The following is a 15,964-nucleotide window of genomic DNA, read 5'->3' on the forward strand; positions in this document are numbered from 1 at the left end:
TCAGGGTTGCAATTTATTATTAGTCGGTTTTGTTTTTCATTAACAATTGAAACTAGCTGTCTCATCTAAATATTATCTGACTTATTCTTATTTCTCGACCTTGCTTCGATATCCGAGAAAATGAAATATTAAAATAGGCGTAACCGTATATTTCAATTTTATTAATCCTTACACGGCCCCTCGACATGTTAAAACCACATTGACCGTTTTTAACAAAATCTTGAGATCCATTAAAAGTGACCAGCTCTGAATATAGCGAATATCGAGCCTCACAGAGTCATCCCAGTCTGTCTTACTTCTACCTTCTACCTGCCAAAGCCCGGTAATGCCGGGTTTCATCTCTAATATTCGCCTAAGATGCCATGCCTGATATTTCTCAGCTTCATAAGCTAGAGGCGGCCGAGGTCCAACCAGGCTCATTTCTCCCTTTAACACATTAAAAAACTGTGGCAGCTCATCAATGCTTGTTTTTCTAATGAAACGCCCAACTTTGGTTATCCTAGGATCATCTTTGAGCTTATAGAAGGGATCTTCCGCGTCCCCCTGGTTGATTTTAGCGCGATCCCCTTTGATAAGATCTCGGACGTATTCGCGATGAATTTGATCATCCCTGTTCACATGCATGGAACGAAATTTGTAGAATGTGAAAGGAATCCCTTGTCTGCCCAAGCGGATTTGCTTGAAAATGACTGGTCCCGGAGAGGTTGTTTTGATAGCTAATGCCGTAATTAACATCACAGGCATTAAAATAACAATGCCGAAAATAGATCCTACAATGTCAACGCCTCTTTTCAACAGAAGTTTAAACCATGATGCATCTATTGAAGACTCCAGAGCGAAAGGGAAAACATCGGGCCGAATACTCCCTGTTTTTGCGAGGCTTTCAAATATAGCATCAGGATAACTCGAAGTAGTAGCAGAAAACTGTGGCGTCTCATCTCCATTAATTAATTTTGCACAAATTTCTTTGGCCCCCTCCTCATTTGTATCGGGGAGAAGTATGCCTATGGTTTTATGATTGACAAATCCACAAATATCGGTAACTCGTATCTTTTTACGAACAACGCTCAAAACATCAAGCATATTTATAAATTCACCCTCTCTTTCTTTATCGAGTGTTAATAAAATGATTGATAATGTGGATTTGGATCGTTGCGCACGGAGCTTCTCAAGACGCAACTGCTCGATAAAAAATGAATCATAAAAAATTTCATCGCAATTCACCCGATAATGACTTAAGCTATCGGTCATGCCGGGGGGCGCTACTGACTTTATCTGAAAGTGTTCACTTTTTTTCATTTTCATTCCAACGGCAATAGAGCTTAAGAAAATATTAACTTCATGACTCAACATTGTCTATAGGTAAAAATACCTATGACCCCTTGCCCAGCAAGCAATCCACCTCATGAAAAAGTAGAATGACAAGAGGATCTAGCAAAGCCTCCCTTTTTTTCCAGATAGACCCAGATGAAACAACTCAAACGAAACCGCGACTCTCAAGTTTCGGCGACTATTAGACCTCATCAGACGACGCAAACCCTGTCCAATGATACGGACCGGAAAAGACTTTCTGCTTCTAGGGACGATAGTGATTATATGTTGATTGTCGCCCTGGCCTGAACCACGAATTGGAAAGCGAGGAGAAATAATTAAGACAAGTTCAAACAAGAAAGATGTGTGGCTATCCATTAAAAACGGAGTCCCCTAGCCCGATAAAATATATCGCTCCAAGAGAGAGGAACTAGCCCCTAGGTGAAAAACGTCGACATTTCTATGCCAGCTTAAAATGCTAAGACACTCGAATGATTAACAACAAAAGTCTGCGTATAAGCCCGGTTTGCCAAGATATGGCTCAGGGAGAAATGGCGAAGCGGCGCCGGGGCTGCTGCATCACGCCCCGCCTCCCCTTAGGTTCTAAGCCAATAGGCTTTATGGAGGCTAAAGCGATAACGCATAGCCTTTGGCAGACTCGAATGCAGCACGCCCAACTTGAATCCGCTCCATTTCAACCCTGTCCGCAGCGCCGCAGAAGGAATCAGCCAAGGCGCGTGTTTCGTCAGATAGCGAATTTCCGAAATCACAAAGCGTAAGCCCTCGCCGGAGGCACCGCCGAAGGTTTTTTGCAGCCAACTGGTGTGCGCGTGAAACACGCCGATATCGAAGTAACGCTTAAATTCATCGATAAAACCATAATCGTGCGAGTGAAAAACCTGGGCCTCGGCACAATAGCCGATTTTCCAGCCCTTCATCACCATCTTGCCGGCGACATAGGTGTCTTCATTCATAATCGTATCCACCGGAAAACCACCGACCTGCATCAGCGCACTGCGCCGATAGGCAGAGAAGGAATTGGAGATGAAGACGGTTTTAATCCCAAAACGTTTGCGATCTTCCAGGCTACGCACCTGGCTTTCGGCCGGATAATTGAAATGACGGGCATGCGCGCCGATCGGTCCTGCGTTCAGGTGCGGCAATTGCCGCCCGTAGACGGCGCCGACTTTCTCATCCTCAAACGTAGCGACCAGCTTTGCAATCGCATCGGGGTTGGCCAATAAGGCATCCTGGGTCAAAAAGACGATGATATCCGCGGCCGCCAAGGTATTCACACCGAACTGGCGTGTGCCGCCGTGGTTAAACTCCGACTTCGAAATGACCTGCACGTCAAAGCCCTGGGCACGCGCCATCGCGGCTGTGCCGTCGCTGGATGACGAATCGATAACCAACAGGCAATCCGGTTTCCGGGTCTGTTGTGCGAAGGCCTTCAGCCAGGCATCCCAAAGCTTGCCGGCATTGAGGGTGGGAACGATGAGACCGACTTTATTCATAAGATGAACCTTCTCTTAGCGGTTGCGGCAGATCAGCCGGTCCTGGTTTAGTCAATATCTGCCAGACCTTATCGCCAAGTTTAACGGGATCCAGTTGCTGCTCGACATACTGTCGAGCGTTTGCCGACATCCGTTGCCATTCCGAACGGTCCAGCGCCTGCGCTTTCCAAAGCGCTCCGCACACCGATGCCACGTTGCGCTCGAAAACGAAGCCGGCACCCAGCGCTTGTAGATGATCCCAGGCCAGGCCTTTGGCGACCAGAACCGGTCGCCCCACGGCCATCGCCTCGGCGACCACGTTGCCGAAGTTTTCGCGCATGCCACCGGCCTCTTCCAGACCCGAAGGCAGCACCAGGAAATGACTGGACGCCAACAGATCCATCACTTCATCGCGTTGCAGATAGCCCCGATAGCTGATAGCCCCCTGTGCCTGTTCGACCAGCGTCTGAAACTCTTCGAAATAGTCGCCGTCGACGCTGCGTCCGGCAATGACCAAGCGATCATTGGGCCGGCGAACTTTCAGCCATGCCTTGATAAAGGCATTGATGCCTTTTTCCTGCTGAACATGCCCCAAAAAGCAAATCTGCATGCCTTCGCCGGCAGGATAGTCGGCTACATGAAACTCGCGGCTGTCGATGCCGTTCGGCACCAGCAAGATGCGGGAATCTAGGCCGAGCACGTTGCGCACGCCTTCGGCCTCGGTGTCGCTGGTGCAATGCACAGCAATCGCCCGGCGCAGCGTTGGAAAAGTCAGCCAGCGATAATACAGCCACTTGTGCGGTTTCTTGCGGCGTATCAGATCGACATGCTCGGGCATCAGTCCGCCATGCACGGCCACCATGAACGGCCGACGCAACAAACAGCAAAGAATTGCCGCCAGCGTAGAGGGCCAGGTCGCGATGCCGTGGATATAAACCACCGGAGACTTCAGGCATAATTTAACCAGCTTCGGAATGGCGCCCAAGCCGAAGCCCCAGCGTCTGAAGCCGTAGCAGGAATAAAGCTGAACATCGACCCGTTCGCCGAGTTTCACCTGCTCGATCCGCAACGGGCCGTCGATCGACTCGTCCGAGGAGACCAATGCCATTTTATGGCCCCGCTCCGCCCAGGCTTTGGTCAACACACTGGCGGTGACGGATACCCCGCCATAGCCTTTCGCGGGAGGGATATGCGTGGTAACAATACCTACTTCCATAGTCTTTTTCCTGAATCAAATTCTGTGATCAAAAAATCAGCTTTCATACGCCAGAAACCCGCGCCAAATACCGACAAGGTTGTAAAAAGAATAAGCCAGCTTTTTCGGGTTCAATAACACCAGGGCCAGCAGCATTTTCAGGAGGGGGGCGACAAACATCTTGCGCGCGATGTAATACAGCATGAACACATCCTTTTGATTGGTGAACTTCCTGATGTAAGCCCCGACGCCGGTCGAATACATCAGCATTCTTCCGGTCCCGAGCTTGTAGTGATCCTTGTCCGGGTGATAAATTTTGATGGCCGGCGTATAAAATGCGGTACTTCCGGCCCGAAGCAAGCGATACAAAAGCTCAAAACCCTCGCCGCCGGAATATTTGGACCCTATCCCGAAGTCACAATCCAGATGGAATTGCTGCCGATCCAAGCGGGTCAGATCGAAAAACTGCGTAAACTCGACGCCCATCATCTCAAAGCGCGAAAAATAGCGGGCTTTAGGGCTGTTCACGCCGATACTGAAGCGGCTCGACGAAAAATCATACGAACCCGCCACCAGGACCGAGAGGTTTTTACGGCTCGCAAACTCGGCGACGACCTTCTCCAGCACATCCTTATCGTAAGCACAATCATCATCCGGAAAGGCCACGATTCTGCCTTGCGCCAAGCCGATGCCATAGTCCCTGGCCCGGGCGTTGCCGGTAAAATCCACTTTCAGATGCTTCACATCAAGATGGCTGAGGAACGGCTGGACGATAGCGTCGATTTTCCCGTCCTTGTTCTGATCGATGATGATCAATTCAAAGTTTTTATAGGTCTGGCACAGCAAGGATTTCAAAAAATCCGCGACTTCCACGTCTCTTCCGAGCGTCGCCAATACGAGCGATACTTTCATCTTCATCACCTTGTTTGCACGCCGGCCTTGGCTTGCATATAGATGGTTGCCTCATACCAGGTAAACATCAGCGCAAACTCCAGCCCCGCCGCTCCGTCCATAAAACCACCGCGAAAGACATAGTGGTATAAAAACCGGGCAATGATCCTGATCCAGGACCGCCCCAATAAAACGCTCAAGCGCCCGCGCGTGGTCATCAGCGCATCTTGGGTGGGCTTAAGCTGCACTTCCTGCGCGGCTTTGCCGACATGTTTATGCATCCATTCGATGATCTCGCCATGATAAAAATAGTGGTCATAAGGGATATCCGAATAGCCGATCCGGCACGACTTAACGACCGCTTCGCCGTGCCCGGTATGGTTCTGTACAAAGCGCGTGGTTTCCCGGCGCACCAGCCTCGGGTGATAAATCGGATAGCCTGGCGCATGACTTAGGCGTTTGCCGCGAAGATACAAGATCGATGGCACCATCAGCACATCCAGAGCATCGGAACCCGCCATTTCGGCTTCAAACCAGTCGTAAAACGCCTGCGGATAGATTTCATCGGCATCGACGAACAATAGCCACGGCGTACCGATATCGCATCGATTGATCGCAAAATTGCGCTGCTCGGCAAAGCCTGGCCATGGATTGCTATAAATGCGACAGCCCCGGCTTTTGGCGATCGCCAGCGTATCATCGGTACTGCCAGAATCCACGATCACGATCGGATAGCGCTCGGGAATCGCAGCCAGGCACCCCGGCAGGTTGGCCTGCTCGTTTTGGGTCAGAATAACAACAGTGAGCATAGGACTTGCTTAAAATTTCCGTTATGAAGACAACGCTGGTTTTTAATTCTTGACCGCATAGAGGTTGATGTAGATGCCCAGCCCGAAGCAATGCATCAAAGCGGCGAACGGAATCTGCAAATACTTGACGAAGGCGTTGGCCACGTCGGCGGGCTTGCCTTTGAGCCCCAGTCTTCGAGATAACGCATTGAAAGGTATCCGGGTAACCTGCTCCACCTTCACGACGGTGAAGCCATTGCGCTCCACCAAGGCCGTTAAGCCCTTCTCGGTAAAATAATTGACATGCTCCGGCACCCATAAACAGGCGTTATCCTTGGTGCCCAAGAGCTTGACCAAAAAGGAAGCGTAATTGGGTACCGCGCAGGCCAAAACGCCCCCCGACGACAACAAGCCGGACACCTTCTTTATCGCTTGATCCGGCTCGAGCAGATGTTCCAATACCTGCGACATCATCACGATGCCGAACGGCTCGCGAGGCTCGTAATTTTCGAACATCACGGCAAGAGGCTCATCGCCGTTCAAGCCTTTGAACACCGCATTTTCGTATTTGCCCGGATTGATGCTGACCGTCCGATAGCCCACTTTCCTGAGCGCTTGCGTGTAAAAACCAAAGCCTGACCCGATATCCAGGGCCAGAGGGTTTACCGATCGATTAAACTGATCGGCTTTACGGGCCATGCGCTCGGCGTCCACCGTGCAATTGGGAAACTCGACCTCTCTCGCCAATACGTCTTCCAGCGTGATCGGTTGAGTCAGAGCTTGCCCCGAATACTGATAGATGGCCTGCAACCACTGACTATGCGGCGGCCGGTTTAAAAACCCGGTACCACAATTTTCGCAGCGATAAATATGAAACTCACTGTGGTTTGCGCTTTCGGTATAGTGGAAGTTTTTCTGACGCCAATAACGTATTTTCTCAGCCCCACAAGCCACACATTCGTGTAAAACTTCCCCATAGATTTCTGAAACGGCGGATGCATAAGTCATGGTATTTCTCCCCGGATAAGCACTTAACTAAGAAGTGAGTATTAAATGTATCAATTGATCAATCCGCTCAGGCCGTAACCCTGCAGCCCGCGGTTTCTTCTTCGGCAAGTCCCGATGCCTCCTTGTTCTCGGAGCCGATATTTCGCCAGGGTCTCGCCAGCATGGCCAAAACCAGCGCCTCAACCCCGAAATAGATCGGATTCGCCATCGCGGCCCCGGCCAGACCGAAATTTTTCACCATCAGCGGAATGCTGATCGCGGCGGTCAGCGCTCCGCATATCCGCCCGCACAATAATAGGCGTGTGCATTTCTTCGCCAGCAGCGGTTGCGCCACTACAGTGCCCAAAGCATGCAGCGCACAACCAACCGCTATCGCCGGCATCAGTTCGACCGCCGAATGATACGATTTTGCGAGCACCCAAGCGGCCACCCAGTCCTTCATGACAAGCAGCAGCGACACGCCGATAAGCCCTAAAGCGACAACACAGGCTATCCATGTCCAAAGGAGAGCAAAGCCTTCCTTCAACTGGTTTTGGGAGCAATGCTGAAAATAAACCGGCTGAAAGATACGCAGCAACACCATCGCGCTGCGGTTAAACGCCTCGTTGACCAGCGTATAAGTCGCCGCATATAAACCCACCTCCGCCGCGGTCAACATATAGCCAATCACATAACGATCGGCCAAGCCGTTCACCCAAAACAGCAATTCCATCGGAATCAAGGGCAAGGCATAGGCCCATACCTCAGATTTAACATGACGAGCAATGCGGGGGCGCGGGTTTTTATCGGCTTTCGACCACCAAGTCATCGACGAGACCCAGCTTGCCAGGATATAGCCCAGCAACACCCATTCCACCTTGGCGCCGCCCCACCCGACCAGCAGGATCGCCAACAGGGGGCGCAGGATGCTGTCGCAGGTCTGGCGCAGGCTTGCGCCGCGTTGTTTACGCTCGCCGATCAGCAACTGGATGCCCAATTCGCGCCGCACGGTGACAGCCAACAGTATGCCTGCCAGCATGAACAGCCCCATATCGGCGTGAGTCAGATAGCTATATACGGCGCTTCCAATCATCAGCAGCACTATCGCCAGAGCCGTCGAGCGCGCAGCCAGGCTTGTCACTCCCTTATACAAAGCAGCACGTTCTCCAGGATTTTGGCACTCCGGCAACATTCTCATGCCGGCGCAAATGAACGGATAAGAAAAAACGGCAACGCCCAGCGCGACAAAACCGTTCAACAACGCGACTTGTCCGTAGACAGCCGGGGTGACCTGTTCGGTCAGAATTCTGGTCCCCGCCAACAAGGCCAAGGCTGAGGCCAATTGTCCGAACAACGCCCAAAACGCCTCGCCGAACAATCGCCTTTGTTTCAATCCACCGAACCGAACAGTTTTCATTTGAAGGCCCCAGTTCAGGATGGACGTTGGTGATAAGGGCCCGAAGCGATCGGACTGGCCGTTGCCGCAACGGGAGCGGAATTGGAACCCGTTCCCAACACCAGGCCTAACAGAAACATTAACATCGCATTTTGCGGAAAATATTCCCACATATTGAAGGTCAGCCCGGCGACGAAGATGAACATCACCACCAAGCCCCTCTTCGGGTGGACGGACATCCGTGTGGCTGCCCATAAAAAGCCAAGATACGCCAGCAAACCGATCAGGCCATAACCGTTCAACAGAAATAAATACAGGCTGTCGGAATCGAACTGGCCCGGAAAATGTTCCGCACCGAACAGAATATTGATGGTATTGGAACTGAGCCCCAAGCCCCAGCCGAACAGCAGATCCATCGGATCATGGATGGAGCTCGCAAACACCCGCTGCCACAGATCTATCCGGCCGTCTTCGGTCGGATTGGCATCGTCACGGCCGCTGAGCAAGGGGCTGGAAGCCAGGAGCAGCGCACCCACGGCAAGTATCGGCGCCGGCATCACCAAGGCCCAGCGATCGCGCGACCGCAGCAGCGCATAAACCTGGAAAAACACCACCAGCAAGGAACTGATGAACGCGGTGCGCGAACCGCTCAGCAAGGCCAAAAATACACTCACGGCCACCCAGTTGCGCATACCCGGAACCAGCGCAAACAAGAGTGCGCAAGTCGCCATGGTCGCGCCGAACAGGTTGGGACTCACAAAGGTGCCGAAAGGACGGCCACCGCCCAAAAATGACACCCCGAACAAAGGCGGCGCCCACAACGCCTGAGCTATCGCCAAAACCGCCTGCAGCGCGATGTAATAGCGCAAATACTGCGCGAACTTATAGATGACATAACTGCCCTCCCCCAAACGGCTGACCACGAAGCCGATCAGGGCCAAAGGCAGGTATTCGAAAACCCGCAGGCCTGCCATCGGCACGACCAAGGGCAAGTCCAGATACAAGGCATAGCCCACTTCAAAAAGGACATAAGTCGCGACCGCGCTCAAGAATGCCAATACCGAGCTGGTCATCGCGCCGCGCCGCAAGCGGGGTTCAAAAAACGCATAGGCGACCAGCACCACCAGCATCAGCTCGCGAAGGATGCGTAAACCGAAATCCTGTTCGCCATAGACTTCCTTCACCCCCGACCAGGCCGACTCGACCTGGGGCAAGGACGCGACCGTCGAGGCGCTGACCAGCGCAATCAGCAGAACCGGCAAATCCTTTTCGAAGCGTAGCAGCATCGCTTAGACCTGCATCTTGTTGTCGTCTATGTCGTCGATGAATGCATCGACAGACAGATAGTCACGCTCACGCTGCTGGCGCTTAGTGAACAAGCCGCCCAGTGCGTCATACCCGGCCTTCAATACCGACTCGTTCTTGGGCTCCAGATCGCTACTCTGGTAGGCGTAGCCGTAATAAGGATAATAAGAAGAGCCTTCTTTCATGTCGTTGATGATGAAGCCGTTCGGTTTCACGCCGACCTGTTGGAAGCGGCGGAAACTGACTTCCAGCTCATGCGCGGTATAACGGCCTTCCTTGACCACCAGGAAGGTGGCGTCGGCTTGCTTGCCGAGGATCGCCGCATCGGTGGCGCCCAAAATCGGCGGCGAATCGATCACGATATGGTTGTAAAAATCCTTCAATTGCTCCAGGGTTTCGGCCAACTCGCCGAGCACCAGCAATTCCGCAGGATTCAGCACCGTGCTGCCCCGGGGGATCAGATCGATCCCGACCTCGGGCAGACTGACGATCACCTCGCCGAGCGTCGCCGTGCCGACCAACAGATCGGACAGACCCGGCTGTTTGTCGATCGAAAAGGTTTCATGCAGACGGCCGTTGCGCATATCGGCATCGATCACCAAGACCCGCTTCTTGATGCTGGCCAGCAATGCCGACAAATTGGTGCTGACAAACGATTTGCCCATGCCGGGCGCCGGGCTGCTGATCATGATCACTTTGCTGACATTGCTCGCCATCGTCGCTTCCAAGGTGGTACGCAGGCTGCGCAGCGATTCGACCGATATATCCAAGGGGTCCTGGCTGACCAGGATGCCGGGCTGGCGCTCCTTGCCCGGGCCAAGCAAACGCCCCAATTTGCGCTGTTTCTTGCTGTGCGGGATGGCGGCATAAAGCGGCAATCCCACCTGATATTCGAGCAAGGCCGGATAATTGTCGTGGCGCTGCAAGGAGTGCCTGAAGAACACCAAAGCCGAACCCGCGCTCAAGCCGAGCAGGCTCGCGATCGCCAACAACAGGCTGGGTTTTGGCCAATACGGCTTCTCCGGAGTCACCGCAAAATCGACGATGCGGGAATTACCCAGCGATCCGGCCGCGGCAATGCGCTGTTCCTGGGCACTGTTCAGCAGCGAGGTGTAAAGCTCGGTATTGACCTGCACATCGCGCGACAGGCTCACCACGCTCTGCTGTGTGCGCGGCAGATCCTTGATCCGCTTGTTCAAAGCCGCCAGCTTGCCATTGACGTGTTTGATTTGCGAGTTGGTCGCGACCATGTCCGGATGGGCGGACTCCAGGCGCTGGCTTTGCTCGTCGTACTTCTGTTTGAGCTGAATGCCCAGGGTCTCCATTTCCGCAGCCTGCTTCAGCAATATTTCGGCCTCGGCGGAGATGTCGACCGCGCCATGCTTTTGCCGATAAGCGCTTAAGCCTTGCTCCGCTTTTTCCAGGCGTTCCTTGACGATCGGCAGCTGGCTTTCCAGGAAGGCCAGTTTTTGCCCGGCTTCTGCAGACTCCCAGTTGACCGTCGCATTCACATAAATGGTGGCGATGTCGTTGACCGATTTAGCGAGTTGCTCCGGATCGCGGCCTTTCAGCTCAACTTTAAGAATATCCGTGTCCTTCGAAACCTCTTGGACCGAAAACGCCTTCTGCAAGGTTTCGATGGCAGCCAACGAGGTATTTCGCTTCAATTCGAAATGCGTGCCGGGACGCGCTTCGAGCTCGGTCAGCTTAACGGTCACGGGCTCACTCTCGCCGATGTCGGCGCTGAGGGATTGGCCTATCGATCCCTCGGCCAGCAGCTGACCCTTTGGCCCCAGCAGGCGGAACCGGCCTCCCTCCAAAGCGATTAGCGTAAATTCTTTGCCCAGATAACGGTCAGGCACGGTGAAGGTGGCGACCTTCAGCTTTTCGCCGCCCCAGGCCCAGCTGCCAAACCCCCACCAGGCCCCAGCGATGCCGTCATGGGCATCATGTTTACGGGCCAGCGTTTCGCCGATGATAGGAAAATACTGCGGCGAAGCTTCCACCGTCAGGTTCAGGTTTTCCACCACTTTGCCCAGCACCGACCGCGAACGCAGGATTTCGACTTCGCGCTGAGCCCTGGGGTTTTCGGCTTCGGACGGTGACTTGTTCGCATCGCTGCGCAGGTTAGCCGCAAGCAGCGCCTTGTTCTTGTCGATCCTGAGCAGCGCGTCCGCCTTGTAGGTGCGCGGCGCCAGCACCAAATAGACTGCCGTCACCAGCAATACGGACACTAAAGCCAACAGAATGGTCTTTCTGCCTTCGATCAGCAGGTCGACATAGTCTCGGATACTGACGCCGTGCTCCTCGATCCGGGACGGACGCAGAGGCGGTAACAATGTGGCTTCGTTCTGTGAATACATTTCGATATCCTGATTGCGTGTAGGGAAACTCTCTACTTCGAATGCCATTACATCCCCATGAAGGCGGCGCGCGACATCACCGAAGTGAAAGATGACGGCAGGATCTGATTAAGCACGCGCGACCATTGGGTGACGCCCGCGGTGCCAACGAACACGGTATCGTGCGCTTGCAGGGGAAACTGGTCCGCGAGAATCAGGGCATCCGGCGACTCCGCATCCAGCTGGAAAATCTCCGGCTTCATCTCGCCCGGCCGGATCACATAAATCTCTCCCGGACGTGAAGAATTGAAGTCGAGCCCGTACGCTTCCGCGAGCGCCTGCGAGAGCGTCATCCGCTGACCATTACCGATTTGCAGGGCCTGCTGTTTATTGACTTCGCCCATCATGAACACTTTATTGTCCCGGCGGTCGGGAATATTCAATACGTCGCCGTCCTTGAGCAGCAAGTTTTGGTCGGTGCCGCCTTTTTCGTACAGCTTCATCACATCGATCTTGTAAAGCTTGCCGTCGCGGGCCAGCGTGACGTTCGTCGTATCGGCTTCCTCGTTCACGCCGCCGGCGCGGCTGATCGCTTCCGCAATGGTCAAGGGCGTCTCATTCATGGACAGGACGCCCGGATGCTCGACCTGGCCGACGACGGCCGCCCGATGACTCTGGAATGACAGTACCCGGACATCGACCTTGACGTTCTTGAAATATTTGGAAAGCCCTTCGGTCAATAACTCCCGTGCCTCGGCAACGGTTTTCCCGCCTACCGGAACATTGCCCACGTAGGGGTAATAAAGCGTGCCGTCATCCTGCACCGTTTTACCCGCCAACTCGGGGTCGATTTTCTCGCTGCCCGGGTCGTTCAGTTCCGGGTGCTCCCATACCGTGATTTGCAGCCTGTCGTGTGGGCCGATCTTATAGGCGGTGGTGGGGGCATTATCGGTCGGGAGAGTGTTGATCCCCTGCTGTTTCGCATTTGCCCGCTCGATAATCAGATCGGCGGTGATCGGGATGATCTTCGCTTTTTCCTTAACTAACTTGCCATCCTTCATCGTGGGAACCTCGATATGCGACAAGGGGCTGTTGGTCTCCATCTCCATGCCCGGCGTCAAGGAGCACGCCGGCAGCAGCAAGACCGGTATCAGGACAATTGATCTATACATGGCAAAGAGTTCCTTAGTAAGCATTTTTATTGATAAATCCGGTCAGCACGGTGCGCAGTGCAATTTCCAGGTCGAACCAGACCGACCAGTGCTGGATGTAATACAGATCGTGTTCGATGCGCCGGTTCAGGTCGGTGTCTCCGCGCCAGCCGTTCACTTGCGCCCAGCCGGTGATGCCGGCCTTGACCATGTGCTTTTTCATGTAATTCGGCACCTGGTCCTTGAAGACTTCGACGAAATCCGGACGCTCCGGACGCGGGCCCACCAGAGACATATCGCCCGTCAGCACATTGATCAACTGCGGCAACTCGTCCAGGCTGGTTTTACGCAGGAAACCGCCAAACCGGGTCGCCCGGTTCTCGCCAGGCTTTGCCCACACCGCGCCGGTCTTGGCTTCGGCGTCGACCGGCATCGAGCGGAACTTCAACATCGTGAACTTGCGGTTGTTCCAGCCCACCCTGACTTGCTTATAAAACACTGGTCCCGGCGAGCTCAGCTTCACGCCGATCGCAATCACTAACAATAAGGGGCTGATCAGCAGCAACAGGATGAAGGCCAGCAATCTGTCCTCAATCTCCTTGACATAGCGGTTGACGCCATGCAGAGGCGAAACCGAGACATCCAGCGTCGGAATGCCTGCAACCGTGTTCAGGCTGAGGAACTTGCTTTGCTTGAAGGCGAAACAGTCGATCACCAGACGGATACTGACCGGCAAATGCCGCAGTTCATGCTGGACGCGTTCGGCCAGCGCTTCGCCGGGGAACGCAACCCAGACTTCGTCGATCACTTCCTTGCTGACGATGTCCGCCAGGTCTTCCACTTTGCCAAGATGCGGCAACGAAAAATCACCCTCATTGATCGGGCCCGCCGCCTGGTCGTCGACATAACCGATAACCTGCAAGCCCGCCCAGGAGGAATGACTCAACTGGCGGCCGACCGCGATCGCCATCCTGTTCAACCCGACCATGATGATGCGGCCCTGCGACCAACCGTGAGCGCGCATCCATTTCAGCACCTGGGAAAGCACGCCCCGGGCGGTTAAGACGGATACCAATCCCAGCACCCACCAGGTGGCGATCCAGCGATAACTGGAGCCGAACCAGAACTGCAGACGCACTAGAGCGACGATCGAAATCACCAAGCCGATGGCGGATACCCAAGCCCGGATGATGCGCGGGATTTCTCCCCGCATCGCATCATTGCGCCACGGCCGGTAAACCTGGCCGATCTCGAAGAAGATGATGGCCGCCAACACGCCCAGCGCGATCACGATCCGATAGTCCTGATCGATGACGAACTCTCTCAGCCAAAGATAATGAGAAACCCAGGCGGCGCCAATTAACATGGCGATGTCGATGAACCGCAGCAACAGGATCACCGTGTGTCCATATTGCTTGAAGAGTCCGTTGAAGATGTTGCCTAAACCGAGCGGCATATTCGCTACTCCCCTATTCTGTCTGTGTTCAATGAAGTGAATCCCAAAGCCATCGCGACCTGCATTACGCACAAGTCACTCAGTTGGCATTAAGAATACAGAGACAACATGAGGAGAAACCGCAAGGTTTGATTAAGATTTGATGAGGATCAAGTTATTTATTGGGAATTTTATCCCCTTCGATTCGGTCTTCTGCCTACAACCGGCCGATTCTAGTGTCCAATCTCTTTCCGCCATTACTCTTGTGCCCATGAAGAAATTGAAAAAAACATCGGCCGGCCGGCTGCCTACGTGGGCAGCCTTGGTTTTCTTGCTGTTGGCCGTCGGCTTGCTCAGCGGTTGCCAGTTTGAGCCTACTACAAACTTTTTAGAATTTCCGCCGCCTGCCGTGACTCCCCCGCCGGACGCGACAAACAAGCAGCGGCCGAAACTTGCCAGCATCGCCACTCACACATTTTCGATCGCCAAAGGCCGCCGCATTGTCGGCCGACTTGCCGCGATCAGGGCACAAGACGGCGACACCTTGCCCGACATCGCCCGGCATTTCGGCCTGGGCTATAACGAGATCACTCTCGCCAATCCCGCTATCCGTCCCTGGACGCCTCAAGCGGGCGAGCGCGTGCTGTTGCCGTTGCGATTCATCCTGCCCGATGCGCCACGCAAAGGCATCGTGCTGAATCTGGCGAACATGCGGATGTTTTATTACCCACCGAAACAACCGGACGTCATCTTTACCTACCCACTCGGCGTTGGCCGAGAAGGTTGGCATACCCCTCTGGGACAAACCACGATCGTCGCAAAAAAAGCCAACCCGGCATGGGCTCCCCCGGAATCGATCCGGCGCGAACACGCGGCAAAAGGCGACCCGCTGCCTGCCGTGGTCCCCCCAGGCCCCGACAACCCGCTCGGCAAGTATGCGCTAGCGCTAGGTTTTGACCGCTACCTGATCCACGGCACCAACAAGCCTTACGGCGTCGGCATGCAGGTCAGTCACGATTGTGTGCGTCTTTACCCCGAAGATATCAAAAGGCTGTTCAAAAAAACTGCGGTCGGGACGCCGGTGCGGATCGTCCACCAGCCTTATATGACGGCATGGAATGGGGACGTGCTTTATCTGGAAGCCAATGAGCCTCTGCAAAAATGGGCAGGCCAGAAAAAAAGGCTGCAAAAGTCGCTGCTGAAACAACTGCGGGAAACCGCCGCCAAAAAAGGAGCAACTGTGGATTGGAAAAAAGTCGAGCGCATCCTGCAACGCACCGACGGCATTCCCACCCCGATCCTGGCGGCCAGCCCGGATGCGCCGGAACTTGTCGCGCAAGCGCCGGAAGTGCAGCATCCCGGGCATTTCTACGGGCAGCCGGTGATTACAGGATTGACCGATAGCGACTGGGCGATTTTGGTCGCCGACTTCCACAACGCGGCGATGGCGCAACAACTGGCGGCGATGCTGACGCATCAAGGTCCGCCAATCCCGGCGCGAAAGATTGAAAAAAACGGTTCTTATCAAGTGATCGCCGGCCCCTTCAAAAACAAAAAAGAAGCCGAATTGATTGCAAATCGCATCAAAATGGATTTCGAGATAGATGCCAGGCCGTTGCCGCCAGCCACGGCATCCTTACCGCAGGAAAACGCATCGGCCCAGTAGCTAC

At 54.2% G+C, this 15,964-nt stretch carries 12 protein-coding genes; 1 reads left to right on the forward strand and 11 read right to left on the reverse strand.

What is annotated here, in order from left to right:
* Positions 1-168 precede the first annotated feature (168 nt).
* The 11 genes from ACEPPP_RS04195 to ACEPPP_RS04245 form a co-directional block, all read right to left on the reverse strand.
* On the reverse strand, positions 169-1,299 hold the full coding sequence (locus ACEPPP_RS04195; RefSeq protein ID WP_374089794.1) for an exopolysaccharide biosynthesis polyprenyl glycosylphosphotransferase: 1,131 nt from the start codon (positions 1,297-1,299) through the stop codon (positions 169-171).
* Between the two features lie 608 nt (positions 1,300-1,907).
* Positions 1,908-2,825: a glycosyltransferase family 2 protein gene (locus ACEPPP_RS04200; RefSeq protein WP_374089795.1), complete on the reverse strand. Its 918-nt coding sequence runs from the start codon at positions 2,823-2,825 to the stop codon at positions 1,908-1,910.
* The gene (locus tag ACEPPP_RS04205) at positions 2,818-4,020 is read right to left on the reverse strand and encodes a glycosyltransferase family 4 protein (protein WP_374089796.1); all 1,203 of its coding nucleotides are present in this window, start codon (positions 4,018-4,020) and stop codon (positions 2,818-2,820) included. Before ACEPPP_RS04205 ends, ACEPPP_RS04200 begins: the two co-directional genes overlap by 8 nt.
* Positions 4,021-4,056: 36 nt before the next feature.
* A complete protein-coding gene (locus ACEPPP_RS04210; RefSeq protein ID WP_374089797.1) occupies positions 4,057-4,911 on the reverse strand; it encodes a glycosyltransferase family 2 protein in 855 nt (284 codons plus the stop codon).
* A gap of 5 nt (positions 4,912-4,916) precedes the next feature.
* Positions 4,917-5,699 carry a glycosyltransferase family 2 protein gene (locus ACEPPP_RS04215; protein WP_374089798.1) on the reverse strand — a complete coding sequence of 261 codons (783 nt, stop codon included), beginning with the start codon at positions 5,697-5,699 and terminating at the stop codon, positions 4,917-4,919.
* Between the two features lie 42 nt (positions 5,700-5,741).
* Positions 5,742-6,686, reverse strand: coding sequence for a methyltransferase domain-containing protein (locus tag ACEPPP_RS04220; protein ID WP_374089799.1), 945 nt, complete (start codon positions 6,684-6,686; stop codon positions 5,742-5,744).
* Between the two features lie 67 nt (positions 6,687-6,753).
* Entirely contained in the window at positions 6,754-8,082 is a 1,329-nt protein-coding gene (locus tag ACEPPP_RS04225; RefSeq protein ID WP_374089800.1) for a lipopolysaccharide biosynthesis protein, read from the reverse strand.
* 14 nt (positions 8,083-8,096) lie between these two features.
* Positions 8,097-9,347 (reverse strand): O-antigen ligase family protein, encoded by a 1,251-nt coding sequence (locus tag ACEPPP_RS04230; RefSeq protein WP_374089801.1) that lies wholly within the window; start codon positions 9,345-9,347, stop codon positions 8,097-8,099.
* Between the two features lie 3 nt (positions 9,348-9,350).
* Positions 9,351-11,729: a polysaccharide biosynthesis tyrosine autokinase gene (locus ACEPPP_RS04235; protein ID WP_374089802.1), complete on the reverse strand. Its 2,379-nt coding sequence runs from the start codon at positions 11,727-11,729 to the stop codon at positions 9,351-9,353.
* Between the two features lie 47 nt (positions 11,730-11,776).
* Complete coding sequence (locus tag ACEPPP_RS04240; protein ID WP_374089803.1) at positions 11,777-12,880, reverse strand: polysaccharide biosynthesis/export family protein; 1,104 nt, start codon at positions 12,878-12,880, stop codon at positions 11,777-11,779.
* A 13-nt stretch (positions 12,881-12,893) separates the two neighbouring features.
* Positions 12,894-14,315, reverse strand: a complete 1,422-nt coding sequence (locus ACEPPP_RS04245; protein ID WP_374089804.1) for an undecaprenyl-phosphate glucose phosphotransferase — start codon at positions 14,313-14,315, stop codon at positions 12,894-12,896.
* Between the two features lie 250 nt (positions 14,316-14,565).
* Between ACEPPP_RS04245 and ACEPPP_RS04250 the strand changes: the two genes are divergently transcribed.
* Entirely contained in the window at positions 14,566-15,960 is a 1,395-nt protein-coding gene (locus ACEPPP_RS04250; protein ID WP_374089805.1) for a L,D-transpeptidase family protein, read from the forward strand.
* Positions 15,961-15,964: the final 4 nt, after the last annotated feature.

Source organism: Methylomicrobium lacus (genome assembly GCF_041897535.1).
Lineage (GTDB): Bacteria > Pseudomonadota > Gammaproteobacteria > Methylococcales > Methylomonadaceae > Methylomicrobium > Methylomicrobium lacus_A.